The organism is Streptomyces sp. NPDC039480, assembly GCF_055597165.1.
Map to the genome: position 1 here is coordinate 612,494 of NZ_JBVITX010000001.1, position 24,688 is coordinate 637,181.

19 protein-coding genes are annotated in these 24,688 nt (G+C 72.3%); 13 read left to right on the top strand and 6 right to left on the bottom strand.

From position 1 onward, the window contains the following. The first annotated feature begins 11 nt into the window (after positions 1-11). Genes ACZ56E_RS02410 through ACZ56E_RS02420 form a run of 3 tightly spaced genes read left to right on the top strand, consistent with a single transcriptional unit; the run spans position 12 to position 2,187 of the window. Positions 12-1,022 carry an aldo/keto reductase gene (locus ACZ56E_RS02410; protein WP_471210051.1) on the top strand — a complete coding sequence of 337 codons (1,011 nt, stop codon included), beginning with the start codon at positions 12-14 and terminating at the stop codon, positions 1,020-1,022. Further along, a complete protein-coding gene (locus tag ACZ56E_RS02415; protein ID WP_471210054.1) occupies positions 1,019-1,333 on the top strand; it encodes an L-rhamnose mutarotase in 315 nt (104 codons plus the stop codon). The genes ACZ56E_RS02410 and ACZ56E_RS02415 overlap by 4 nt, the downstream gene beginning before the upstream one ends. Next, positions 1,318-2,187, top strand: coding sequence for an amidohydrolase family protein (locus tag ACZ56E_RS02420; RefSeq protein WP_471210057.1), 870 nt, complete (start codon positions 1,318-1,320; stop codon positions 2,185-2,187). The genes ACZ56E_RS02415 and ACZ56E_RS02420 overlap by 16 nt, the downstream gene beginning before the upstream one ends. Here the strand turns inward: ACZ56E_RS02420 and ACZ56E_RS02425 are convergent. Continuing rightward, positions 2,175-3,602, bottom strand: a complete 1,428-nt coding sequence (locus ACZ56E_RS02425; RefSeq protein WP_471210060.1) for a lipase maturation factor family protein — start codon at positions 3,600-3,602, stop codon at positions 2,175-2,177. The genes ACZ56E_RS02420 and ACZ56E_RS02425 overlap by 13 nt on opposite strands. 404 nt (positions 3,603-4,006) lie before the next feature. Here ACZ56E_RS02425 and ACZ56E_RS02430 point away from each other — a divergent pair, with 404 nt between their 5' ends. The 7 genes from ACZ56E_RS02430 (at position 4,007) to ACZ56E_RS02460 (ending at position 14,765) form a co-directional block, all read left to right on the top strand. Then, a complete protein-coding gene (locus ACZ56E_RS02430) occupies positions 4,007-6,889 on the top strand; it encodes a helix-turn-helix transcriptional regulator (protein ID WP_471210063.1) in 2,883 nt (960 codons plus the stop codon). Positions 6,890-7,155: 266 nt separating this feature from the next. Beyond that, positions 7,156-7,812 carry a response regulator transcription factor gene (locus ACZ56E_RS02435; RefSeq protein WP_471210065.1) on the top strand — a complete coding sequence of 219 codons (657 nt, stop codon included), beginning with the start codon at positions 7,156-7,158 and terminating at the stop codon, positions 7,810-7,812. Between the two features lie 7 nt (positions 7,813-7,819). After that, the gene (locus tag ACZ56E_RS02440; protein ID WP_471210068.1) at positions 7,820-9,136 is read left to right on the top strand and encodes a sensor histidine kinase; all 1,317 of its coding nucleotides are present in this window, start codon (positions 7,820-7,822) and stop codon (positions 9,134-9,136) included. Positions 9,137-9,312: 176 nt separating this feature from the next. Continuing rightward, entirely contained in the window at positions 9,313-10,356 is a 1,044-nt protein-coding gene (gene aroF, locus ACZ56E_RS02445) for a 3-deoxy-7-phosphoheptulonate synthase (protein WP_471211498.1), read from the top strand. Positions 10,357-10,698: 342 nt separating this feature from the next. Further along, a complete protein-coding gene (locus tag ACZ56E_RS02450) occupies positions 10,699-11,676 on the top strand; it encodes a streptomycin biosynthesis protein (protein WP_471210070.1) in 978 nt (325 codons plus the stop codon). A 119-nt stretch (positions 11,677-11,795) separates the two neighbouring features. Beyond that, positions 11,796-13,895, top strand: a complete 2,100-nt coding sequence (locus tag ACZ56E_RS02455) for a SpoIIE family protein phosphatase (protein WP_471210073.1) — start codon at positions 11,796-11,798, stop codon at positions 13,893-13,895. Between the two features lie 9 nt (positions 13,896-13,904). Continuing rightward, positions 13,905-14,765, top strand: coding sequence for an Fpg/Nei family DNA glycosylase (locus tag ACZ56E_RS02460; RefSeq protein ID WP_471210076.1), 861 nt, complete (start codon positions 13,905-13,907; stop codon positions 14,763-14,765). A 9-nt stretch (positions 14,766-14,774) separates the two neighbouring features. Here the strand turns inward: ACZ56E_RS02460 and ACZ56E_RS02465 are convergent, their stop codons facing one another. Then, positions 14,775-15,419, bottom strand: a complete 645-nt coding sequence (locus ACZ56E_RS02465; protein WP_471211500.1) for a zf-HC2 domain-containing protein — start codon at positions 15,417-15,419, stop codon at positions 14,775-14,777. Positions 15,420-15,508: 89 nt separating this feature from the next. Then, positions 15,509-16,021, bottom strand: coding sequence for a hypothetical protein (locus ACZ56E_RS02470; RefSeq protein WP_471210079.1), 513 nt, complete (start codon positions 16,019-16,021; stop codon positions 15,509-15,511). 286 nt (positions 16,022-16,307) lie between these two features. Between ACZ56E_RS02470 and ACZ56E_RS02475 the strand changes: the two genes are divergently transcribed. Continuing rightward, positions 16,308-17,528, top strand: a complete 1,221-nt coding sequence (locus ACZ56E_RS02475) for a CapA family protein (protein ID WP_471210081.1) — start codon at positions 16,308-16,310, stop codon at positions 17,526-17,528. A 7-nt stretch (positions 17,529-17,535) separates the two neighbouring features. On the opposite strand, the gene ACZ56E_RS02480 is transcribed toward ACZ56E_RS02475, so the two are convergent. Together ACZ56E_RS02480 and ACZ56E_RS02485 are read right to left on the bottom strand one after the other, a co-directional pair. Beyond that, positions 17,536-18,966, bottom strand: coding sequence for an amino acid permease (locus ACZ56E_RS02480; RefSeq protein ID WP_471210084.1), 1,431 nt, complete (start codon positions 18,964-18,966; stop codon positions 17,536-17,538). A 131-nt stretch (positions 18,967-19,097) separates the two neighbouring features. Further along, positions 19,098-19,559 carry a universal stress protein gene (locus ACZ56E_RS02485; RefSeq protein WP_362989340.1) on the bottom strand — a complete coding sequence of 154 codons (462 nt, stop codon included), beginning with the start codon at positions 19,557-19,559 and terminating at the stop codon, positions 19,098-19,100. 108 nt (positions 19,560-19,667) lie between these two features. Here ACZ56E_RS02485 and lysX point away from each other — a divergent pair, with 108 nt between their 5' ends. Beyond that, complete coding sequence (lysX, locus tag ACZ56E_RS02490) at positions 19,668-22,952, top strand: bifunctional lysylphosphatidylglycerol synthetase/lysine--tRNA ligase LysX (RefSeq protein WP_471210087.1); 3,285 nt, start codon at positions 19,668-19,670, stop codon at positions 22,950-22,952. Positions 22,953-23,023: 71 nt separating this feature from the next. Continuing rightward, positions 23,024-23,869, top strand: coding sequence for a polysaccharide deacetylase family protein (locus tag ACZ56E_RS02495; RefSeq protein WP_471210090.1), 846 nt, complete (start codon positions 23,024-23,026; stop codon positions 23,867-23,869). 52 nt (positions 23,870-23,921) lie between these two features. Here the strand turns inward: ACZ56E_RS02495 and ACZ56E_RS02500 are convergent, their stop codons facing one another. Beyond that, the gene (locus tag ACZ56E_RS02500) at positions 23,922-24,515 is read right to left on the bottom strand and encodes a class F sortase (protein ID WP_468607719.1); all 594 of its coding nucleotides are present in this window, start codon (positions 24,513-24,515) and stop codon (positions 23,922-23,924) included. Between the last annotated feature and the right edge of the window lie 173 nt (positions 24,516-24,688).

Below are 24,688 nucleotides of genomic sequence, written 5' to 3' on the forward strand. Positions count from 1 at the left end.
GTGGTGTCGAGGTGACCGAGCTGTCCTTCGGCGCCGCCGGCATCGGCAACCTCTACGCGCCGGTCACCGACGAACAGGCGGCCACCGCCCTCGACCGTGCCTGGAGCGCGGGCATCCGCTACTTCGACACCGCCCCGCACTACGGCCTCGGCCTGTCCGAGCGCAGGCTGGGCGAGGCGCTGCGCGGCCGGGACCGCTCCGCCTACGTCATCTCGACGAAGGTCGGCAGAATCCTGGCGCCGGCCGACGAGGTGACCGGCGACGACCTCGCCGACGGCGGCTTCGCGGTGCCGCGCACGCACCGCAGGATCTGGGACTTCAGCGCGGACGGCGTGCGCCGCTCGCTGGAGTCCAGCCTCACCCGCCTCGGCGTCGACCGTGTCGACGTCGTCTTCCTGCACGACCCCGACGACCACGCCGAAGAGGCCTTCCGCGAGGGCTACCCGGCGCTGGAGAAGCTGCGCTCCGAAGGCGTCGTCGGCGCGATCGGCGTGGGCATGAACCAGGCGGAGATGCTCACCCGCTTCGTCCGCAAGACCGACGTCGACGCCGTGCTCTGCGCCGGCCGCTACACACTCCTCGACCACCGGGCCCTCACCGAACTGCTGCCCGCGGCGAGCGAGCGCGGCACGACGGTCGTCATCGGCGGCGTCTTCAACTCCGGCCTGCTCGCCGACCCCAGGCCCGGGGCTCGGTACGACTACACCGAGGCGCCATCTGAACTGCTGGCGCGCGCCCAGGCCCTGCGGGCGGTCGCCGAACGGCACGGCACCACGCTCCGGGCCGCCGCGCTCGCCTTCCCCACCGGCCATCCGGCCGTCGCCAGCGTGCTGGTCGGCATCCGCGCGCCGGAGCAGGTCACCGACGCCGCCGAACAGTTCGCCGCCGAGGTGCCCGCCGGGTTCTGGCAGGAGGCGAAGGAGACCGGGCTGCTGCCGCCGGATGTGCCGGTCCCCGGAGGGACACGGGAAGCCGCGCCGGAAGACATACCGGGAGGCGTACGGGGAAGGGGCCGGCTGTGAGAGTCGCCCTGCACACCAAGGTCCGCGCCGACCGAGTCGACGCCTACGACGCCGCGCACCGCGAGGTGCCCGCCGAACTCACCGCCGCGATCCGGGCCGCGGGCGTGTCGTCCTGGACGATCTGGCGCAGCGGCACCGACCTCTTCCACGTCCTGGAGTGCGAGGACTACGGGCGCATGCTCGCCGAGCTGGAGCGGCTTCCGGTCAACATCGCCTGGCAGGCGCGGATGGCCGAGCTGCTCGACGTGGCGCACGACTACTCCGCCGAGGGCGCCGACGCCGGACTGCCCGTCGTATGGGAGCTGCCGTGACCGGGACCGGGCCGCTCCTCGTCGACGCCCACCACCACGTGTGGGACCTCTCCGTGCGCGACCAGGAGTGGATCACCGGCGACACCCTCGCGCCGCTCCGCAGGAACTTCACCCTGGCCGACCTCGCGCCCGAGGCCCGCGCGGCGGGTGTCGGCGTCACGGTCCTCGTCCAGACCGTGACCGTCCCGGACGAGACCCCGGAGCTGCTCGCCCTCGCGGCGGACAGCGACCTCGTCGCGGGTGTCGTCGGATGGACGGACCTCACCCGTCCGGACGTGGCCGACACGCTGGCCGCACTCCGTGAACTGCCAGGAGGGCAGCGCTTGGTGGGTATCCGCCACCAGGTGCAGGGCGAGCCCGAGCCGGAGTGGCTGCTGCGCCCCGACGTCCGCAGGGGCCTGGTGGCAGTCGCCGCGGCCGGTCTCGCCCACGACCTCGTCGTCCTGCCGCATCAGCTGCCCGCCTGCGCCAAGGCGGCCGCGGACCTGCCTGAACTCACCTTCGTACTGGACCACTTGGGCAAGCCGCCCATCGCGTCGGGGGCGCTCGAACCCTGGGCGTCCGCGGTCCGTGCGCTCGCCGCGCGCCCCAACACCGTGTGCAAGCTCTCCGGCATGGTCACCGAGGCCGACCACGCGACGTGGACCGTGGACGACCTGCGGCCCTTCGTGGACACCGTGGTCGAGGCGTTCGGCCCCCGGCGGCTGATGTTCGGCTCCGACTGGCCCGTCAGCACGCTCGCGGCCCGTTACGGCGAAGTCCTGGACGCCGCACGGTTGTTGACGGGCCACTTGGAGGCGGCCGAGCGCGCCGAGGTGTTCGGTGGCACGGCCCGGCGCGTCTACGGCTTCTGAGCGGGCGGGGCGAGCCGCGTCGGCGACAGGAACTCACGGACGTACGTACGCTCCCAGCAGGCGCCCGTCTCGCGCAGCTCGCGCCGGGTCGTGTACCGGTAGCGGTAGAGCCGGGCGCGGATGTACGCGGGCGGGGCGTCGGGCGGGAACGGCGAGCTCCGCAGCAGCCGCAGGGTGTCCCGGTCACCGTCCAGAAGGCGCTCCACGAGCGGCCCGAACCACGAACGGGCATACGCGGGGGAGAGCCCGGCGAACCACATCATCCAGTCGAGCCGCAGGTGGTACGGGGCGAACTGGCGCGGCCGGCGGCGCACGTCACCGGGTTTTCCCTTGAACTCGTACGCCCGCCAGTCGCCGTCCTCGCGCGGCGCCTCGTCCGCCGTGCCCTCGACGACGACCTCCTGGCGGACGCGGCTGACGCTGCCGAACGCGCCGTACGCGTTGACGAGGTGCAGCGGGTCGAACGAGCAGTTCATGACCTGCCGCCGGGACAGCAGATTGCGCACCGGACGGTAGCTCAACGCCAGGAGCAGCGCGGAGACGGTGGTCACCACCACCACGTACCAGAGGGGTGCCGCCCCGACAGGGGGTGCCGCATGCCATGCGGACAGGTCGAGTGCGGAGACCGCGAGCACGATCGTGAGCCAGTTCAGCCAGGCGAAGTTGCCCGAAAGGACCAGCCACAGCTGGGTCACGATCATGAGGGAGGCCGCGCCCGTCGCCACCGGCTGCGGCGTGAACAGCAGGACCGGCACGGCCAGTTGGGTGACGTGGTTGGCCGCGACCTCCACCCGGTGCACGGGCTTCGGCAGATGGTGGAAGAACCAGCTCAGCGGGCCAGGCATCGGCTGCGTCTCGTGGTGGAAGTACAGACAGGTGAGCTTGCGCCAGCACGCGTCCCCGCGCATCTTGATCAGCCCGGCGCCGAACTCCACGCGGAAGAGCACCCAGCGCAGAAGAAGGAGCACGAGAATGGGTGGCGCCACCTGGTCGTTGCCGAGGAAGACGGCGAGGAAGCCCACCTCCAGGAGCAGCGACTCCCAGCCGAAGCCGTACCAGGTCTGGCCCACGTTCACGATGGAGAGGTACAGCGCCCAGGGCACCAGCCACAGCAGCATCGCGCCCCACAGCGGCAGCAGCCCGTCCGCACCGGCCAGCAGTGCCACCGCGACCGCGCAGCCCGCCCAGGCGCAGAGCGCGAAGAAGCGGTCCGAGTAGTGGAGCTGGAAGAGGCTCGGCGCCCGCCGGAACGGCACCTGTGCGACGTACCGCGGCACGGGCAGTATTCCGCGCTCGCCGATGAGCGCCCGGAACTGCAGGGCGGCCCCGAGGAACGCCACGAGATACAGCGCGGCCAGGGCCCGCTGGAAGATCAGCCGGCTCAACCAGTACGCGTCCGCGGTGAACCACTCCACGTGCCCATTGTGCCGCCGGCCGACGAGTCGAACCGGTCAGACGGCGGGTGAGGGGGCCATGCGGAACGGGCCAATCGTTCCCCGGCCCTCCCGTCGCTGCCGTCCCGTTCGCCACGGCGGTCTTTTCGCCCGGCCCACGGCCGCCTTCCCGAAATTCGCCGAGTTCCGTCATCAGGCAAATACGCAAGAGTTTCCGAATGATATGGAGCGGCCGCGTCCGATTGCCGTGGATGTGGCGCATTCGTGACGGTAATGGCGCGGCATTGAGTCAAATAGCGCTGGTAGTTGATTTTCAGATATGGCAGAGTCGTGCGTCGGGTGGCCGGTTCAGTCGATGAAATTGATCCAGCTGGTCTTACGGCCGCTCACGGATCAGCCGTCAGCCGCGGGGGAGAAGTCGGCTCATGAACTTGGTGGAACGCGGTGAAGAACTTTCGATCATGGAGCACATGCTCGACTCGACTGCGAGCGGGCATGGCGGAGTCATTCTGGTCAGCGGCGCGGTGGCCAGTGGCAAGACCGCGCTGCTGCGCGCTTTCGAGACGCGCGTCAGCGCCTCGGGCGCACTGCACCTGCAGGCCACAGCGTCGGATGCGGAGAGCGACCTGCCCCTCGGGGTGATGGGGCAACTGCTCCTCGGCGCCGATCTGCCGGCCGCCGACGCCCGGCGCGCGGCACGGCTCGTGGAGCTCATCGCCGGCTCGGCCCAGTCGCGGCGGGCAGCGGGGGAACTGCCCGCCGTGGCCATGAACGAGATTCCGGAGCTCTGCGGGATTCTACTCGAAAAAGCCAGGGAAAGGCCCCTGGCGCTCAGTATTGACGACGCACGGCATGCCGACGAACACTCGCTGGAATGCCTCCTCTTCCTCGCCCGCAGGCTGGCCGTCAGCCGCATTCTGGTCGTGCTGGGCGAGAACAGTGGCTTCCTGGCGGGACACGCGAGATTGCGCGTTGATTTGCTGCGTCTGCCGGGCTGCCGAAATATCAGGCTCGGCCCGCTCAGGCGCTCCGGAGTCGCGGAGATGATCTCCGTATTCGGCGATCCGGGGTGGCGGACGCGCAAGCTGGTCTCGGAGCTCCACCACATGGGCGGCGGCAGCCCGCTGCTGACCCGCGCGCTCATCGAGGACCACCGCGCCGCGGGCCCCGGAACCACACCGTCCGCAGCTCTGGCGCCGGGCGAGTCGTTCGTACGGGCCGTCGCGACCATTCTGTACCGCAGCGATCTCGCCACGCGGCGCACCGCCTGGGCCCTGGCGGTGGCGGGCGCCGACATGTCCCTCGCCGAACTGGTGGAGGTCCTCGGGACCAGCAGGGAATCGCTTCTGCGCAGCCTGCGGGCACTGAACGAGGCGGGCCTCCTCGACGCCGGCTGGTTCCGCCACGACGCCGGGCGCGCCGCGGTGCTCAGGAGCCTGGAGCCCGCCGACCGGGCCCGCGTCGAGGCCCGCTGCGCCCAGGTGCTGCACGAGCACGGGGCGGCCTCGGCCGTCGTCGTGCGGCACCTCATCGCGGCGGAGACGGCCGACACGCCCTGGGCGCGGCGCACCCTGATCGAGGCGGCGGAGCGCGCCCTCGCCGACGACGAGGTCGACCTCGCCCTCACCTGCCTGCGCATCGCCCGCGACAGCAGCACCGACCCGGACCAGACCCTGGAGATCCGCGCCGCGCTCACCCGGGCGGGCTGGCGCGTCAACCCGGCCGGTGTCGCCCAGCACCTGCCCGAGCTCACCGCCGCGGCACTGGACGGACGCCTCGGCACGCGGCACGCCGACGAACTCGTCGGCCACCTCCTCTGGTTCGGCCGGGCGGAGCGCGCCCTCGACGTACTCGGCGCCGTCGAGCGGCAGAGCACCGCGCCGTCGGGGCGGTCCGGCCCCGGCGTCCGGGACCGGCACGACTGCCCGCGCCGCTGGATGACGTACGCCTATCCGGGACTGCCCGCATCCGCAGGGGCCTGCCTGGGCGGGACGCCGGAGCACACGACGGCGGAGGACACGAGCCCGCAGCACGCGGCGGCGCTGGCGCGCAGCCCCCACCGGCGGGCGGCCACCCTGATGAAGGCCCTCCTCGACGGGCCGGGCGACGACGTGGTGGTCCGGGCCGAGCAGATCCTGCAGAGCACCCGCCTCGACGACGGCACGCTGACGCCCCTCCTGGTCGCGCTCAACTCCCTGCTGCTCGCCGACCGCCTGGACGCGGCGGGCTTCTGGTGCGAGACGCTCCTGAAGGAGGCCGTCGAGCGGCGCGCCCCCATGTGGCAGGCGCTGCTCGCCGCGGCCAAGGCACGCATCGAGCTCAGGACGGGCGCACTCGTCGCCGCTCGGGAGTCGGCGCGCTCCGCGCTCGCCCTGGTCCCCGCGGACGGCTGGGGCGTGGCCGTCGTCTCGCCCATGGCCACCGCCGTGTTCACCAGGACCGTCATGGGCCGGCTCGACGAGGCCGCCGCCCACCTCAGCGTCCCCGTGCCGGACGCCGCGTTCCAGACCGCCGACGGCCTGCTCTACCTGCGCGCCCGCGGCCACTACTACCTCGCCGCCGGACGCCCCTACGCCGCCCTCGACGACTTCCTCACCTGCGGGGACCTCATGCGGCGCTGGGACTTCGACCTGCCCGCGCTGGTGCCCTGGCGCACCGACGCGGCCGAGGCCCACCTGTCGCTCGGCGACCGCGACCGCGCCCGGGCCCTGGCCGAGGAGCAACTTGCCCTGAGCGGACGGAAGAAGGACTGCGCGCGAGCCGTCTCGCTGCGGATGCTCGCCGGCACACTGGACGCCGCACACCGGCCGCCGCTGCTCGGCGAGGCCATCGACATCCTTCAGGACCACGGGCACCGCCTCGAACTGGTCCGCGCCACCGACGAATCGGCCCGCGCGCAGCGCGAGCTCGGCAAGGTCGGCCAGGCGCGCGCCCTGGCCAGGAAGGCGCAGCGGCTCGCGGGGGAGTGCGGAGTGCCCGTGCCCAGCATGCCGGCCGACGCCGACAGCCCGCACCCCGCCGAACAGCCGTGGTCGGCCGGGAACCGCCGACATCCCGACGAACTCAGCAACGCCGAACTGCGTGTGGCCACGCTCGCCGTCCGCGGCCACACCAACCGCCAGATCGCCGACAAGCTCTGCATCACGATCAGCACCGTCGAGCAGCATCTGACCCGGGCGTACCGCAAGCTCGCCGTCCAGCGGCGGGCGGACCTCGCGGCCAAGCTGAACCCCCTCGCGGGGCCGGGGGAGGAGGACCGCGAGGGGGACGCGACGCACGACGCCTGTGACCGGCTGCACGTGGGCTGACGACCGGACGTCGGTCATGTCCGTCTCCCCGTTGGTGAGCACGGCCGGCATCTCCTTGTCGAGGTGTCGCGAGGTGTCGCGAGGCCCTGGCACAGTCGCGGTGGTGCGGTTCCGTTTCTACGCGGCGGGCGGTCACACGGCGGTCCGAAGATCTGTGACCGGCTCACAGGAAGTCCGGGCACGCCCGGGCACGGCGGGCTGTGACCGGTGCGTGACGACGGTTCGGGCACCGTGGACTTCATGATCAGCTCCCCGATGAGGCCCCCGTGACGAGGGTCCTGGTGGTCGAGGACCACGCCGAGCTCGCGCAGTCGGTGGCGCGGGTGCTGCGCCGCGAGGGCATGGCGGTCGACGTCGCCCTCGACGGCGCGGACGCCCTCGAACGCACTTCCGTCGTCGACTACGACGTGGTCCTGCTCGACCGGGACCTGCCCGGCGTACCCGGCGACGAGGTGTGCCGCCGCCTTGCCGGACAGGCCGCGCACGCCCGGGTGTTGGTGCTGACGGCGTCCGGCACGATCACCCACCGCGTGGCGGGCTTCGGCCTCGGCGCGGACGACTACCTCCCCAAGCCGTTCGCCTACGCCGAGCTGGTGGCCCGCATCCGGACGCTCGGCCGCCGCGCGCGGACGGCGCTGCCCCCGGTCCTCGTACGCGGCGACCTCAGACTCGACCCGGCGCAGCGGGTCGCGTCGCGCGCCGGGGAGCGTCTCGCGCTCACGCCCAAGGAGTTCGCGGTCCTGGAGTACCTGCTCGCGGCCCGGGGCCGGGTCGTGTCGGCCGAGGAGCTCCTCGAGCGGGTGTGGGACGAGGCGACGGATCCGTTCACCACCACGGTCAAGGCGACGATCAACCGCCTGCGGCCGAAGCTCGGCACCCCGCCCGTCATCGAGACCATTCCTCGGGGCGGCTACCGGATTTGAGGGGCCCATGCGTCTGCCCTCGCTCACCACACGCCTCTCGCTGCTGTACGGCGCGCTGTTCGTCGTCTCGGGGGCGGTCCTGCTGGCCATCACGTATCTGCTCGTCGCCCGGTTCCCCGCGGACCGAGCGGTCGTCGACGGGACCGCGACCGGAACCGGAGCGGGTCCCGGGGCCGGGCCCGGCGTCCACACCGCCACCAGGACCGGCGACCTCGCCGGCCTGCTGCACGAACAGGCGGTACGCCAGCACGCCGACCAGCTCCGGGAGGTGCTCGTGCAGTCCGGGACCGCCCTGGCCGTCATGGTCGTGGTCTCCGCCGTCCTCGGCCGACTTGTCGCCCGGCGCGCGCTGCGCCCGCTGCGCACGTTGACCGGCGCCATCCGGCGCATCTCGGCGCACACCCTCCACGAGCGGCTCGCCGTCCAGGGACCTGGTGACGAGATCAAGGACCTCGCCGACACCGTGGACGGGCTCCTCGGCCGCCTGGACACGGCGCTCGACTCCCACCGGCGCTTCGTCGCCAACGCCGCCCACGAACTGCGCACCCCGCTCACCCTGGAACACGCGCTGCTGGAGGAGGCGCTCACCGACCGCGACGCCACCGCGGAAACGTTCCGCGCCCACTTCGAGCGGCTGCTGGAGATCAGCGAACAGCAGGCCCGGCTCCTGGAGTCACTGCTCGCACTCGCGGGCAGTCAGCGGGGCCTCGGGCACCGGGAGCGGCTGGACCTCGCCCGCGTCACCGAGGGGGCCCTGCACGCCTCGCTCCCGCGGTTCGAGGAGCGCGGGCTGCGCGTGGAGACCGCCATCCGTTCCGCGGCCGTGCTGGGCGACCCGGCCCTCGTCCAGCGCCTGGTGTCCGACCTCGTGGACAACGCGGTGGACCACAACACCCCGGGCGGGCAGGTGCGGATCACCACCGGCGGCCGGGGCGGGCGCGCGGTCCTCTCCGTGGCCAACACCGGCACGCGGGTGCCGCCGGACGCGGTGGAACGGCTCTTCGAACCCTTCCAGCGCCTCGGCCGCACGGCGGGCGACGGCCACCACGGCCTCGGCCTCTCCCTCGTGCACGCCATCGCCCTTGCCCACGACGCTGTGATCAGCGCCCGAGCGCGGCCGGGCGGCGGGCTCGCGGTGGAGGTCGCCTTTCCGCTCTGCCCCGGAGAGCGCGACGAGCACGACGAGCACGACGAGCACGACGAGCACGATGAGTTCGCCGGGATCGGGGGGTTCGGTGGGTTCGGTGAGTCCGGTGAATCGCACGGGTCGGGCGGGGAAATCAGCGATATTGCGCAGTTGGACAAGGGTGCCGGACTTCGTTGAGTAAATGACACCGGCGCTTCTACCGTGGTCGCCCGACGTATTTCCCCGACGGGTCCCCGCACTTTCCGCGAGTTTCCGGAGCGCGGGCGGATTTCGGTCCGTCGAGGAATATCACGTATTCGCGATCAGTCCCGCATCGCCGGGACACCGTTCACGGGAGGAACCCCTTGGTTGTCGTGATGGCCCCGGAGGCCACGCAGGAAGATGTCGACGCGGTCGTCGACCTGGTCCGCACGGCCGGCGGGGACGCCTTCGTCAGCCGAGGCGTCACCCGCACCATCGTCGGCCTGGTGGGAGACGTGGCGGCGTTCGGCGCCCTCAACCTCTCCCACCTGCGCGGGGTCCTGGACGTCGTGCGCATCTCGGTGCCGTACAAACTGGTCAGCAGGGAACACCACCTCGACCGCTCCGTCGTGACCGTCGGGGGCGTGCCCATCGGCCCCGACACCCTGACCGTGATCGCCGGGCCCTGTGCGGTCGAGACCCACTCGCAGACCCTGGCCGCCGCGCGGATGGCACAGACGGCAGGGGCCGCGCTGCTGCGGGGCGGGGCCTTCAAGCCGCGCACGTCGCCGTACGCGTACCAGGGGCTCGGCGAGACCGGACTGCGCATCCTCGCCGACGTGCGGGAGGAGACGGGGCTGCCGGTCGTCACCGAGGTCATCGACCCGGCCAGCGTCGAACTGGTCGCCCCCTACGCGGACATGCTGCAGATCGGCACCCGCAACATGCACAACTTCGCGCTGCTCCAGGAGGTGGGCGCGGCCGGCCGGCCCGTGCTCCTCAAACGCGGCTTCGGGGCCACGATCGAGGAGTGGCTGATGGCCGCCGAGTACATCGCGCAGCGCGGCAACCTCGACATCGTGCTGTGCGAGCGCGGCATCCGCACCTTCGAGACCGCCACCCGCAACACGCTGGACATCAGCGCCGTGCCGGTGGTCCAGCGCCTGTCCCACCTCCCCGTGATCGTGGACCCCTCGCACTCGGGCGGCCGCAAGGACCTCGTCCTGCCGCTGACCCGTGCCGCCCTCGCGGTCGGCGCGGACGGCGTCATGATCGACGTGCACCCCGAGCCGGGGCGGGCCCTCTGCGACGGCGACCAGGCCCTGACCCGGACGGAGATCGGCTCGGTGGCGCACGCCGTCGACACGCTGACGCCGCTGATGGGCCGCACCCTCGCGCAGCCGGTGGCCGGTGCGCGGTCCGGTAGGGGTGAATAGGGGTGGCGGAACCCGTGGCGCGCTATTAGTGAGGGGTTCCAGGGCGGAAAGGGCGTTGTTAGGGTGAAAGTGCCCGGCCGGGGAAATTCTCCCGCGGTCGGGCGCGCGGATTCCCGCCGAAGGGTCCGGGGTGCCGAGCGCGGGTGAATTCTGTAATCCGGGAGAACACACCTGCGGGGCACGCGACGCATTCACTTCAGGGGCCCTCGACCAAGGGCGAATGCGTACGTGACGCACAGCGAAGCGGACCGAAGGCGGCAGGGGGACTCGGCGCTGGGGCGCGGCCGGGCGGTGTGCCGGGACGCGCGCACGGGGGACAACAGAGCTTGAGGGGGAGTTGAGTTGGCAACACCTGAGCACGCAGAGATCGACCGGCTCATGGTCGTCGAGGTCGAGATCGGCTCGCTGTCGACGACGGACTCACCGCGGACGACCGGAGTCGATCCGGAGCACGTGCAGGCACTCGCGGTCGTACAGACGCCGCTGCCGCCGATCACCGTGCACCGTCCGACGATGCGGGTCATCGACGGCCTGCACCGCTTGCGCGCCGCCGAACTCCAGGGGCGCAGCAAGATCGCGGTGAAGTACTTCGACGGCGCGGAGGACGACGCCTTCGTGCTCGCCGTCGAATCGAACGTCACACACGGTCTGCCGCTGACGACGGCGGACCGCAAACGGGCGGCGGCGCGCATCATCGCCTCCCACCCGCAGTGGTCGGACCGGATGATCGCGTCGGTCAGCGGCATCGCGCCCGGCACCGTCGCGGACCTCCGCAGGCGCGCCCCGGGCGGCCGGCAGGGCGACGAGAGCCGGATCGGCCACGACGGCCGGGTCCGGCCCATCAACGGCGCGGAGGGGCGCAGGCTCGCCGGTGAGCTGATCGCCCAGAACCCGGGCCTTTCGCTGCGCCAGGTGGCCAGGGTCGCGGCCATCTCGCCGGAGACGGTGCGCGATGTGCGCAACCGCATGATGCGGGGTGAGGACCCCGTGCCGCAGCGCGGGAAACAGGCGCACCGCGAGGACCGCGGCACCGCCCGGGTCGGCAGGCCCTCGGCCGTGCCCGACCGGGACGCGGCCCAGGACCGGGCCACCGCCGTCAAGCGGCTCAAGGCGGACCCGGCGCTGCGCTTCAGCGAGATCGGCCGCACCCTGCTGCGGCTGCTCAGCATCCACACCATCAGCAGGGAGGAGTGGGACCAGATCATCGACAAGGTCCCGCCGCACTGCAGGGGCGTCGTGGCCTACCTCGCGGGTGAGAGCGCCGAGATGTGGACGGAGGTCGCGGTACGGGTCCAGAGCAAGGTCGCCGAGTCGGCGTAGCGGGGGCGGTGCTCACACGTAGCAAGGGCGGTGCCCGACACGTAGCGGGAGCGGTGCTCACCAGTGGGGCACCGCCTCTCCCACATGCGCGCCCGGAGGCCTCCGCCTAGCGTGGGCCCATGGAGCACGACCCGGCGGGGCAATGCCGCTGCGGACAGCCGGCCGGGGAGCCGGTCGGCTGTTTCCTCGCGCTGTACGGGGCCGCGCTCCGCATGGGCCGCTTCGACTGGGACCTGGACACGGGCCTGATGACCATGGACGCCACCGCCCACGAGGTCTTCGACGTGCGCCCCGAGGAGTACGACAACCGGCCCGAGACCCTCGCCTTCCGCGTCCCGACCGTCGAGGGCCACCGCCTGGACCAGATCGTGTCGCACGCCCTGAAGGACGGCAGCGACACATACGGCGCGTACTTCCGGATCCGCTGCCACACCGGCGCGCTGCGCTGGACCCACACGCAGGGCTGCATCCAGCGGGACGCCACCGGCCGGCCCCGCCGCATCGTCGGCATCGTCAGGGACGCCACCCGGGAGCTGGGCGACAGCCCCGCCGCCCTGCGTGAGCGGGCCGACGAGGAGGCCGAGCGGCGCCGCACCACCAGCCTCGTCCAGGGCACCACGGCGGCCCTCGCGCACGCCCGCACGGTACGGGACGTCATCGACGTGCTCCGGGACACCCACGGCCTCGCCCACCTGGGCGCATCGAACCTCGTCATGGGTCTCGTCGAGGCGGGCCGCATCCGCCTCGTCGCCGAGGGCCCCGCGGGCAGCTTCGTGCCCGGCACCCGCCTCACAGGCATCGACGAGGAGTACCCGATGAGCGAGGTCGTCCGCACCCTCGCGCCGCGCTACATCGAGACGGCCGACGACTTCGCAGAGTCCTACCCGCTGCTCTGGCCGCACATCGACGAGCTCGGCATCACCGCGGCCGCCTACCTCCCGCTGATCGCGCAGGCCCGCCCCATCGGCGCGCTCGGCCTGCTCTACCAGGACAAGACCGGCTTCACCGACGAGGAGCGCAACGTCCTGGTGGCACTCAGCAGCAGCATCGCGCAGAGCCTGCAGCGCGCCATGTTCTACGAGCAGGAGAAGGACCTCGCCCAGGGCCTCCAGCAGGCCATGCTGCCGCGCACCATCCCCGGCGTGCGGGGCGCGGAGATCGCCGTCCGGTACCGCTCCGCGGCGCTCGGCCGGGACATCGGCGGCGACTGGTACGACGTGATCCCGCTGCCCGGGGGCCGCGTCGGCGCCGTCATCGGCGACGTGCAGGGCCACGACACGCACGCGGCCGCCGTCATGGGCCAGCTCCGCATCGTCCTGCGCGCGTACGCCGCCGAAGGGCACACGCCCGCCACCGTCATGGCCCGCGCCTCCGGCTTCCTGCACGAGCTGGACACCGAACGCTTCGCCACCTGCCTGTACGCGGAGGCCGACCTGTCGACCGGTGTGGTGCAGCTGGTCAGGGCGGGACACCTCGACCCGCTCGTCCTGCTCGCCGACGGATCGTGCCGGCGGGTGCCGGTCGACGGCGGCCTGCCGCTCGGCCTGTCCGCCGAGTTCGGGCAGCTCGACTATCCGGTCACCACGCTCGAACTCGACGCGGAGGAGACCCTGTTGCTCTGCACCGACGGGCTCGTGGAAGTGCCGGGCGCCGACCTCGACGACGGCATGCGGGTCCTGGCGGAGCTCGCCGCCGTCGGCCCCCGGGACCTGCAACGGCTCGCCGACCGGCTCTGCGGCATCGTCGACGGCCGCGGCGGGGACGACGACGCCGCGCTCCTCCTGCTGCGCCGCCGCCCGGCCGAAGCCCCCCGGTCCGGCGGCCGCCTGCGGCAGCACGTCGCGCCGAGCGACCCGGAGGCGCTCGCCGAGGCCCGCCACATGATCCGGGCGGCCGTGCGGGCCTGGGGCGCGGGCGAGCGGGCCGACGAGATCGAGCTGGTCGCCGACGAGATGATCACCAACGCCCTGATGCACACCGACGGCTCCGCGGTGGTGACCGTGCGCGTCCTGAGCGGTACCGACCGGCGGCTGCGCGTCGACGTGGAGGACTCGTCCAGCGCTCTGCCGCGCCGCCGCGACGCCGGCGAGTCCGGGGTGTCGGGCCGCGGCCTGCTCCTGGTGGACCGGCTCGCGGACGTGTGGGGCGTGGACGCGCGCGGCAGCGGCAAGTGCGTGTGGTGCGAGTTCGTCGTGCCCGCGGGCAGAGCGCGGAGGTGAGGGAGAACGATGCCGGAACTGCCCGAAGTGGAAGCCCTGCGCGAGTTCCTGACGGACCATCTGGTCGGCCGGGAGATCGTGCGCGTCCTGCCCACCGCCATCAGCGTCCTCAAGACGTACGACCCACCGCTCACCGCCCTCGAAGGGCGCACCGTCACCGCCGTGGAGCGGCACGGCAAGTTCCTGGACATCGACGCCGACGGCACCCACCTCGTCACGCACCTCGCCCGGGCGGGCTGGCTGCGGTGGCACGACCGGCTCCCCGACGGCGTTCCGCGCCCCGGCAAGGGCCCGCTGGCGCTTCGCGTGGCCCTGGAGACGGGGGAGGGCTTCGACCTCACGGAGGCGGGCACCCAGAAGCGCCTGGCGGTGTACGTCACGCGGGCGCCGGGGGAGCTGCCGGGCATCGCGCGGCTCGGGCCCGACCCGCTGGCCGCCGACTTCGACGAGGAGCGGTTCGCGCGTCTCCTCGCGGGTGAACGGCGGCAGATCAAGGGGGCGTTGCGCGATCAGAGCCTGATCGCGGGCATCGGGAACGCGTACAGCGACGAGATCCTGCACGCGGCCCGCATGTCCCCGTTCCGGCTCACGTCGAGCCTCACCGAGGAGGAAGTCCATGGGCTGCATGTGGCGCTGCTGGCTACGCTGACCGAGGCGGTGGAGCGCTCGCGCGGGGTCGCGGCGGGCCGCCTCAAGTCGGAGAAGAAGAGCGGTCTGCGCGTGCACGGCCGTACCGGCGAGCCGTGCCCGGTGTGCGGTGACACGATCAGGGAGGTCTCCTTCGCCGACTCCTCGCTGCAGTACTGCCCGACGTGCCAGACGGGCGGGAAGCTGCTCGCGGACCGGCGGCTGTCCCGGCTGCTGAAATAGCGGCGCCGGTCAGGGGCGCGGCAGCGTCAGGAGCGGTTCCCCGTCGGCGGTGCGCACTTCGTATCGCTCGGTCTGCCCGGTGCGCAGGGCCGCGGTGCCCCGGGTGCGCACGGTCGGCGCGGGGACCCGCCACGTCGTGACGGTCTGCTCGGAGCCGTCGGCGCCGACGGCGACCAGTTCGCAGACCCGCCCGTCGGCCGCCGCGTCCCGCACCGTGAGCCCGATCTCCGCGCCCCAGGCCCGGTCCCGTGCGGTCAGCGTGGCCGACACTCCGCTGCGGGCGTCCCGCGCGCTGATCCGCACCGGGGTCGGCCCGGGCGCCGTCACGAGGGTGGCGGTGGGGCCGCCGACGGCCAGGACGGCCGCGACGGCGGCCACGCACAGCCGCCGCCTGCGCCGCGCGCCGTGCAGCCGCCCCGCCTGCCGCAGGAGGCGGTCCAGCAGGCCCGGAGAGGGCGCGGCGAACGGCTCCACGGGGGCCGGAGTCACCCGTCCGTACAGCTCCAACTGGTGTCCGGCCGCTCGGAGTTCGTCGAGCGAGAAGAGGCAGGCGGGGCAGCCCACGAGGTGATCCTCGAAGCGGAAGGCGTCCGCCTCGTCCAGTACGCCGAGCGCGTAGGCGCCCGCGTCACGGTGCCGCTCCAGGGGCCTCATGGCGATCCTGCCGTTCGGTGTCGCTGCCGGGTGCTGTTCCTCCTCCGGTACGCAGCGGACGGCCGAATCGTTCAAGGGCCACAGCCCGCTCAGAACAGATGGATCGCCAGGTGGCTCAGCGGCAGCCCGAGCCGCCACGCGGGCGTCCACACCTTCGGTCCGTCCTCCTCGCCCTGCCCGCCGCGGCCGGGCACCGCGTCCAGGTCGGGGGCGAGCAGCTCGGTCTCCTGCAGCCAGCGCCACGCCCGGTCGGCGAGCTCCAGGTCGGGCCGGGGGCCGCCCGCCGCGACGGCGTCCGCCGTGCGGATGGCCATCCGCTCCCGGACCCAGTCCTGCCACGGCTGGCCGTACGCGGTCAGGCTCAGCCAGGTCTCCAGCTGGGAGATCACACGGATGCCGGACAGCTCGCCCTCGCTGTCCGAAAGGAAGATCGTCAGCGCGAGGGCGTCGCGCCCCGCCCGGTACTCGAAGGACGTGGGCGGCATCAGATCGCCGGTGCGCAGCAGCTCGTCGGCGATGTACTCGGCGTACAACCACGCCATCGGGACGGCGAGGCCGCCCTCCTGCGGGCCGTCCGTGTTCCCTCTGCTCTCGTGCCGCATCCGTTCCGCCTTCCTCCGGTCCGCGCGCGCTCCGGCTCTGGCCCCCCAATCCGGCACACGGTGAGGACAGCGGATTACCCGGAAGGGGTGCGGAGCAAGGCGCTTTACGGAGGCTTGACCCGGGCCCCGGTTTCACCGCAGGTGAGCCGCTGTGTGTTGTTCGCGTCACAGGCGGAGCCGTTTGACGCCGTTTCAGCGACTCCGGCGGCCTTGCTCCTTGATTATCCGATAATTCCGTATGTGGATTCGTCTGGCTGGATATCTCCCCCACCCACGGAGCCCGAGCATGAAGCAGCCCGCACGGACCACACGGCACACCCGAACCACCGTCACCTCGAGAAACGGGCCCCGGGCCCTGCGTCCGCGCCCCGCGACAGCCGCCGCGGCGGCCCTCCTGATCGCGGGCGCCGCGGGCACCACGGCGTGCTCCTCGGGCCCGGCCCCGGCGCACTCCCCGGCCGGGGTCGCGGCCGACCGGCGCGGCTTCACGCTCGCCGCCTCCGGAGACGTCCTGCCGCACGCCTCGGTCATCCGCAAGGCCCGCGCCGACGCGGACGGCGACGGCTACGACTTCGCGCCGATGCTCGCGGGTGCCAAGCCCGTCATCCGCAAGGCCGATCTGGCGATCTGCCACATGGAGACCGTCTACGGGGCGGACGGCGACTACAGCGGCTACCCCGCCTTCAAGTCACCGCCCCAGGTGGCCCGCGCCCTCAAGGCCACCGGGTACGACTCGTGCTCCACCGCCTCCAACCACACCCTCGACGACGGCGCGGCAGGAGTGCGCCGCACCCTCGACGCGCTCGACAAGGCGGGCGTCGAGCACGTGGGTTCGGCCCGCTCGGCCGCCGAGGACAAGACCCCGGCGTGGCTCCGGGCGGGTGACGCCAAGGTCGCGCAGCTCGCGTACACCTACGGCACGAACGGCTATCCGCTTCCGAAGGGCAAGCCCTGGTCGGTCGACCTCATCGACCGCGACAAGATCGTCGCGGATGCCCGGCGGGCCCGTAAGGCGGGCGCCGACGTCGTGGTCGTCAGCCTGCACTGGGGAACGGAGTGGCAGGACGAGCCCGACCGGCAGCAGCTGCGGCTCGGCAAGCAGCTCACGGCGTCGCGGACGGGCGGGCGCCCGGACATCGACCTCATCCTCGGCACGCACGCCCACGTCCCGCAGGCCTACGAGAAGGTGAACGGCACCTGGGTGATCTACGGCATGGGCGACCAGATCGCCGGTGAGATGGTCAACCACGAGGGCGACGACGACCCGCGTGGCAACCAGGGCACCATCGGCCGCTTCACCTTCGCTCCGCCCGCGCGTCCCGGCGCCCGCTGGCAGGTGACGAAGGCCGAGTTCCTGCCGATGTGGTTCGACCCGGACGACATGCGCGTCGTCAACCTCAACCGGGCGCTGGACCGCGGCGCGGACGTGCGTGACCTACGCGACCGCATCCGCCGCGTCGTCCTCAGCCGCGGCGCGGGCAAGCACGGCCTGGTCATGGGGAAGTAGGCCCGCGTCACGTCTCGGAGCGGCGTTCTGCCTTCGCCAGCTCCGACTTGCGGTAGGAGTATCCGAAGTACACGACGAGACCGAGCGCGAACCACACGGCGAACCGCGCCCAGGTCTGCCACTGCAGGAACGTGATCAGCCAGATGGAGAAGACCACTCCGATCGCGGGTACCACCGGCATCCCCGGGCAGCGGAAGGTGCGCGGCAGATCGGGGCGCTTGTAGCGCAGCACGATCACCGCGATGCACACCACGACGAACGCCAGCAGGATGCCGATGTTGGTCAGTTCGGCCGCCTCGCCGATCGGCAGGAACCCGGCGATGGCGGCCGACGCGATCCCCACGATCCACGTCACGCGCGTCGGCACGTGCCGGGTCGGGTGCGTCTTGGCGAACCACTTGGGAAGGAGGCCGTCGCGCGACATGCTGAACCACACCCGGGTGCAGCCCAGCATGAACGTGAACATCACCGTGAGGATGCCGATGATCGCGCCCACCGCGATGACGTCCGCCAGACCGCCGAGCCCCACCGACTTGAACGCCGTGGAGAAACCGCTCTCCGGGTCGACGTCCTTGTAGCTCTGCATGCCCGTCAGGACCAGGCAGGCGAGCACGTACAGCACCATCGAGATGGCGAGGGAGTAGAGGATCGCCTTCGGCATGTGCCGCTGCGCGTCCTTGGACTCCTCCGCCGCCGTACTCATCGCGTCGTAACCGAAGACGGCGAAGAAGACGGTCGCCGCACCCGTGAACGCGCCGCTGACCCCGTACGGGAAGAAGGGTTCGTAGTTGCCGGTCTCGATGTGGAAGAAGCCGACCGCGATCACGACGAGCACCACGATCACCTTCAGCACGACCACGATCATCTCGAAGCGTGCGGCGTTCTTGATGCCGAGTGTCAGCAGATACGCGATGAACAGACACAGCACCGCGGCGAAGAGGTCGACCTTGTGCCCGTCGCCGGTGCCTGGCGCGCCCATCATCCAGCTCGGCAGCTCGGCCCCCATCTCCTCCACCAGGAAGCCGAAGTAGCCGGAGATGCCGATCGCGACGACCGCGACGATGGCGGTGTACTCCAGCAGCAGGTCCCAGCCGATGAACCAGCCGGTCAGCTCGCCGAGCACCACATAGCCGTAGGTGTACGCCGACCCGGCCTTCGGGATCATGCCCGCGAACTCGGCGTACGAGAAGGCGGCGGCCGCGCTCGCGACCCCCGCGATCAGGAAGGAGATCAGCACCGCGGGGCCCGCCGTGCCGTTCGCCACGGCGCCGGCGAGGCTGAAGATGCCGGCACCGATGATGCCGCCGACACCGATCGCGGTGAGCTGCCAGAGTCCGAGGGTCTTCGCGAGCCCGCCGCCCGCCCCCGTCTCCGTCTCGTCGATGTGCTCGATGGGCTTGCGGCGCAGCACGCCCTGTCCCATCCGGAGTCCCGACATGATCTCCACCTCTTCGCAGACGGCAGTCGGCTGATGGCGGATCATGATGGCCCAGCCGGGGGCGCGACGGAAGACGCCACACCCCGGGCGTCCGCGGGGCCGTCACGGCGGGGGCCATTCAGGTGCGTGGGTTACGGAACGACGGTCACCGGCCACCGGCCGGCCTTCACCAGGCGGACGGCGACCGAACCGACGATGCGGTGGCCCGCCTGCTCGGACGCGCCGACGACGACGGCGTCGGCCTTCAGGTCGTCCGCGGCGGTGACCAGGCCGGTGTAGGGGTCGCCGCGGAACGTGTGGAACTCCCACCGGACGTCGAATATGTCCTTCACCCGCTCCGTCGCGGCCCGGATCTCCGCGATCAGCCCCTCGGCGATCTCGTCGGTGGTCTCGGCGACCGGCACACCGAACGCGGCGCCGGCGGCGAGCACCGGCTGGATGTACACGACGGCGAGCAGGGCCCGCTGCCGCCGGGCCAGGCCTCCGGCATATGCCGCCGCGCGGAGCGATGAATCGGAGCCATCGACTCCGACCACGATCACCTTGGGCCCGTCGGTGCCGCGTTCGAACTGCTGGGACTGGTCTGCACTCACGCCGAGAGGTTAGCGGAGGCAGTCGTACCGCCTGTGGTCCGGGCGGCCGTGCCCCCTACCGCCGATCTCGGCGCGCGCCCCGGCGCACCTCTTCCTAGAGTCGTGCCCATGACTGTCAGCACGGAGGCGCCCGCGTCCGGTGGGCGGATACGCTCCCGAGACGGTTTCCTCGGCCGCGTCCCCGAGGGGTTTGCCGCCTTCTTCGGAGCCCTCGGCGTCTTCTGCGCGGTCCTCGCCGTCATCGCGCCGCTGCGCCGCCTCCTGATGCCCGTCATCCGCTTCCTGGACCTCGTCACCGTCCCGGTCAGCGCGAACCTCGCGTACGCCGTCTTCCTCTTCCTGCTCGCCGCCGCCACCGCCGCCCGCAAGAAGGTCACCTGGTGGCTCATCGTCACCTATCTGGGCCTGCTCCTCGCCTTCGACGTGCTCGGCGCGGCCCTCGGCTACTGGGCCGAGTCCCTGCCCTCCTTCGTCGTCTGCGGCGCCGCCTTCGTCCTGCTCCTCCTGGCCCGCAAGGAGTTCTCCGCGGACTCCCGGCGCGGCGCCGTCCGGCGGGCCCTCGCGGTCCTCGTCGCGGGCCTCGGCCTCGCCATCCTGCTCGGCTGGGGCCTGGTGGAGCTGTTCCCCGGCACGCTGGTGCGCGGCGAGCGCCTGCTCTGGGCGGCGAACCGGGTCTGCGGCGGGCTGATCCACGGCCACGACTACTTCGACGGCACCCCCTCGCGCACCCTCTACTTCTGGCTCGGCCTGTTCGGCGCCCTCGCCCTGCTCAACGCCGCCGCCACGCTCTTCCGCTCCCAGCGCATGGAAGCGGCCCTGCACGGCGACGAGGAACCCCGCATCCGCGCCCTCCTCGGCGCCTACGGCGACCAGGACTCGCTCGGCTACTTCGCCACCCGGCGCGACAAGGCCGTCGTCTTCTCGCCCAGCGGCAAGGCCGCCGTCACCTACCGTGTCGAGGCCGGCGTCTGCCTGGCCAGCGGCGACCCCGTCGGCGACCGCGAGGCCTGGCCGCACGCCATCGCCGCCTGGCTCGACGTGGCCCGGCGGTACGCCTGGGCCCCCGCGGTGATGGGCGCCTCCGAGGACGGCGCGACCGCGTACGCCCGCGCCGGGCTCGGCGCGCTGCAACTCGGCGACGAGGCGATCCTGCACGTCGCCGACTTCGACCTGGACGGCCGCGACATGCGCGTCACCCGCCAGGCCGTGAACCGCGTCCGCCGCACCGGCGCCACCGCCCGCATCCGCCGCCACTCCATGCTCACCGACGAGGAGATGGAGGAGATCGTCGACAAGGCCGACGCCTGGCGGGACACCGAGACCGAGCGCGGCTTCTCCATGGCCCTCGACCGGCTCGGCGACCCCGAGGACGGCGACTGCCTCCTCGTCGAGGCCCTGGACGCCGACGGCAGGCTCCTCGCGCTGCTCTCCCTCGTCCCGTGGGGCAGGGACGGCATCTCCCTGGACCTGATGCGCCGCGACCGCGCCGCGCCCAACGGCGTCATGGAGTTCATGGTCGCCGAACTGTGCGCGGCGGCGCCCAGGTCCGGCGTGCGCCGCATCTCCCTGAACTTCGCGGTGTTCCGCTCGGTCTTCGAGGAGGGCGGCCGCATCGGCGCGGGCCCTGTGCTGCGGCTGTGGCGCAGACTGCTCCTGTTCTTCTCCAAGTGGTGGCAGCTCGAAGCGCTCTACCGGTCGAACGCCAAGTACCACCCCGAGTGGTATCCGCGCTTCATCTGCTACGGCGACAGCGGCGCCCTCGCCCGCATCAGCCTGGCCTCCGGCATCGCCGAGGGCTTCGTCTCCGTGCCGTCCCTGCGCAAGCTGTGGGGCAACGGCCACAAGCCCCGCGGCGTCAACCGGCCCGCCACCACCGAGGGCCTCCCCTCCATCGCCGCACTCGGCCTCGCGGGCCGGGACGACACCGCCGACGCCGACCCCACGTCGAAGCTCCCGGAACAGATCCGCATCCGCCACCGCAAACTCGACCGACTGCGCTCCGCGGGCATCGACCCCTACCCGGTCGGTCTGCCCCCACGCACCCACGAACTCGCCGACATCCACCCCGGCATGACGGGCGATCAGGTCGCCGTCGCCGGCCGCGTCATGCTCGTACGCGACTTCGGGGGCATCGTCTTCGCCCTCCTGCGCGACTGGTCCGGCGACCGCCAGCTCGCCCTCACCCGCGACACCTCGGGCCCCGACACCCTGCACCGCTTCACCACCGGCACCGACATCGGCGACCACATCACCGCCACCGGCACCGTCGGCACCAGCGACCGGGGCGAGCTCACCGTCTTCGTCACCGACTGGCGGCTCACCGGCAAGTGCCTGCGCCCGCTGCCCGACAAGCGCCGGGGCCTGACGGACCCCGAGGCCAAGGTGCGCCGCCGCTACCTCGACCTCGTCGCGAGCCCCGGCGCACGCGACGCGGTCCGGGCCCGCTCCACCGCCGTCCAGGCGCTGCGCCAGGGTCTCCTCGACCGCGGCTACCTGGAGGTCGAGACGCCGATGCTCCAGCAGATCCACGGCGGCGCCAATGCCCGCCCCTTCACCACCCACATCAACGCCTACGACCTCGACCTCTACCTGCGCATCGCCCCCGAGCTGTATCTGAAGCGGCTCTGCGTCGGCGGCATGGAGAAGGTCTTCGAGATGGGCCGCACCTTCCGCAACGAAGGCGTCTCCTACAAACACAACCCCGAATTCACGATGCTGGAGGCCTACCAGGCCTTCGCCGACTACGACGTGATGCTCGACCTCACCCGCGAACTCATCCAGGGCGCCGCGACCGCCGCCTTCGGCAGACCCGTGGCACACAAGGACGGCGTCGAGCACGACATCTCCGGGCCCTGGCCGGTCAAGACCGTGTACGGCGCGATCTCCGAGGCGCTCGGCGAGGAGATCGACGCGGACACCCCGACGGCGGCCCTGCACCGGCTCTGCGACCGGGCCGCCGTCCCGTACACGGCGGACGACGGCCGCGGCGACATCGTCCTCGAAATGTACGAGCGGCTCGTCGAGGAGAAGACGAAGCTGCCCACCTTCTACAAGGACTTCCCGACCGACGTCTCCCCGCTCACCCGCCAGCACCGCACCGACCCGCGCCTGGCCGAACGCTGGGACCTCGTCGCCTTCGGCACCGAACTGGGCACCGCCTACTCCGAGTTGACCGACCCCGTGGAGCAGCGCCGCCGCCTCACCGCGCAGTCACTGCTCGCCGCCGGGGGAGACCCCGAGGCCATGGAGCTCGACGAGGACTTCCTCGACGCCCTGGAGTACGCGATGCCGCCCACCGGCGGCCTCGGCATCGGCGTCGACCGGCTCGTCATGTTCCTCACCGGCCTGACCATCCGGGAGACCCTCCCCTTCCCCCTCGTCCGCCGCGTCTGAACGGGTGCTTTCCGGGCCCGCCGCGGGTGTTGATGTCCCGGGTGGACTGTCGCCCGTGCGACGGATTAGTCATGAAAGACGATCAGCTGTCGCCAGGGCGTCGGGCGCTGCTCCGCGCCGCCGCGGTCCTCGGGATCGCCACGACCGCGGGCTGCGCGGGCGCGGAAGGACCGGCCACGCCCGGACCCACCGCCACCGGCCGGGCGCCGGCCAAGGGCCCGCAGGCCGCACGCGCCCTCAAGCCCTCCGCGTACCGCCTGCGGCCCCTCACGGGAAGCGGACCGCAGCGCCACACGAGGGCCCTGCCCCACGTGCGCAAGGCGCCGATCCTGCGCATGCCGGGCCGCGACCGGTCGATGGTGCTCACGTTCGACGACGGGCCCGACCCGCGCTACACCCCCGGCATCCTGCGGACCCTGCGCCGGCACGACGTCCGCGCGATGTTCTTCGTGTGCGGCGAGATGGCCGCCGAGAGCCCGGACCTGCTGCGCGAGATGGTCGACGACGGGCATGTGATCGGCAACCACACCTGGAGCCACCCGCTGCTGCCTCGCCTCGGCAGGGCCACGATGCGCGAGGAGATCGAGCGCACCTGCGACGTCATCGAGGACGTGACCGGCACGCCCCCGGAGTGGTTCCGGGCCCCCTACGGCGCGTGGAACCGCAACGCCTTCCAGCTGGGCGCCCAACTCGGCATGGAGCCGCTCGCCTGGACGGTCGACACCCTCGACTGGACCGAACCCGGCGCGAGGACCATCGTGCGGCGCGTCCGCGCGGGCGCCGGGCCGGGCGTCGTGGTGCTCTCGCACGACGCGGGGGGCGACCGCTCGGGCAGCGTCGAGGCGCTGCGCAGCTACCTTCCGGAACTCCTGGACTCCGGGTACCGCATCACGCTGCCGCACCCTCACCTGACCTGACCTGCGGACCGGCACATCGGCCCGGCCCCGCCCCGCCCCGCCCCGCCTCGCGTCAGCTCCCGGCGACCAGGCGGGCGAACACCACGACATTTCCGTCGTAGCCCGCCTGCTGCGAGAAACCGCCGCCGCAGGTGATGACGCGCAATTCCGGAGTTCCGCTGTTTCCGTAGACCCGCTCGCCCGGGAAATTGTCCTTGTCGAACACTTCGACGCCGTAGATCTCGAAAGTGGCCGTCTTCTTGTCCCTGCGCTCGACCTCGACGCGCTGCCCCTTCTTCAGCGAACCGAGGCCGTAGAAGACGGCAGGCCCCTGCTGATTGTCCACATGGCCGACCACCACGGCGGTGCCCGTCTCGCCCGGCGACACGGCGCCCGTGAACCAGCCGGCGAGATTCGGGTCCCCCGGCGGCGGCGCGTCCACCCAGCCCTCGGAGTCCAGCCCCACCTGCATGATCGGCGCGTCCACCTGGATGCCCTTGATGCGGATGCGCTCCGCGGGCGAGAACGTCAGGGGCGCCGGAGCGCCGTCGCCCGCCTCGGGCGCGCGGTCCGCGGCAGCCGCGGACGCGGGCTGCGGCGGACCCACGTCGAATTCCCCGGAACCATTGCGGATCAGCGCGAGACCGGTCAGCAGGACAAGCGCCATCACACCCCACGGGGCGCGCTTCCGCTGCTTTTCGTCCTCCTGGAGACCCTGGAGATCCTGGAATTCGAACTCGTCGGCCGGCTGGGGCGAAGGCATTCTCTATCCCCTCTCGACGCGGCAGAAGCGCCGCGTCCGTAGCGCGTATCCAAAACGCTAAGCGCGGGGCGCGCGGC

Excerpts from the sequence above, each read along its gene's own strand:
- ACZ56E_RS02480 (WP_471210084.1), bottom strand. The coding sequence starts at position 18,966 with ATGTCGGGACTCCGGATGGGACAGGGCGTGCTGCGCCGCAAGCCCATC.
- ACZ56E_RS02475 (WP_471210081.1), top strand. The coding sequence starts at position 16,308 with ATGAAGCAGCCCGCACGGACCACACGGCACACCCGAACCACCGTCACC.
- ACZ56E_RS02420 (WP_471210057.1), top strand. The coding sequence starts at position 1,318 with ATGGGAGCTGCCGTGACCGGGACCGGGCCGCTCCTCGTCGACGCCCAC.
- ACZ56E_RS02440 (WP_471210068.1), top strand. The coding sequence starts at position 7,820 with ATGCGTCTGCCCTCGCTCACCACACGCCTCTCGCTGCTGTACGGCGCG.
- ACZ56E_RS02500 (WP_468607719.1), bottom strand. The coding sequence starts at position 24,515 with ATGGCGCTTGTCCTGCTGACCGGTCTCGCGCTGATCCGCAATGGTTCC.
- ACZ56E_RS02430 (WP_471210063.1), top strand. The coding sequence starts at position 4,007 with ATGAACTTGGTGGAACGCGGTGAAGAACTTTCGATCATGGAGCACATG.
- ACZ56E_RS02455 (WP_471210073.1), top strand. The coding sequence starts at position 11,796 with ATGGAGCACGACCCGGCGGGGCAATGCCGCTGCGGACAGCCGGCCGGG.
- ACZ56E_RS02470 (WP_471210079.1), bottom strand. The coding sequence starts at position 16,021 with ATGCGGCACGAGAGCAGAGGGAACACGGACGGCCCGCAGGAGGGCGGC.
- lysX (WP_471210087.1), top strand. The coding sequence starts at position 19,668 with ATGACTGTCAGCACGGAGGCGCCCGCGTCCGGTGGGCGGATACGCTCC.
- ACZ56E_RS02465 (WP_471211500.1), bottom strand. The coding sequence starts at position 15,419 with ATGAGGCCCCTGGAGCGGCACCGTGACGCGGGCGCCTACGCGCTCGGC.
- ACZ56E_RS02495 (WP_471210090.1), top strand. The coding sequence starts at position 23,024 with ATGAAAGACGATCAGCTGTCGCCAGGGCGTCGGGCGCTGCTCCGCGCC.
- ACZ56E_RS02460 (WP_471210076.1), top strand. The coding sequence starts at position 13,905 with ATGCCGGAACTGCCCGAAGTGGAAGCCCTGCGCGAGTTCCTGACGGAC.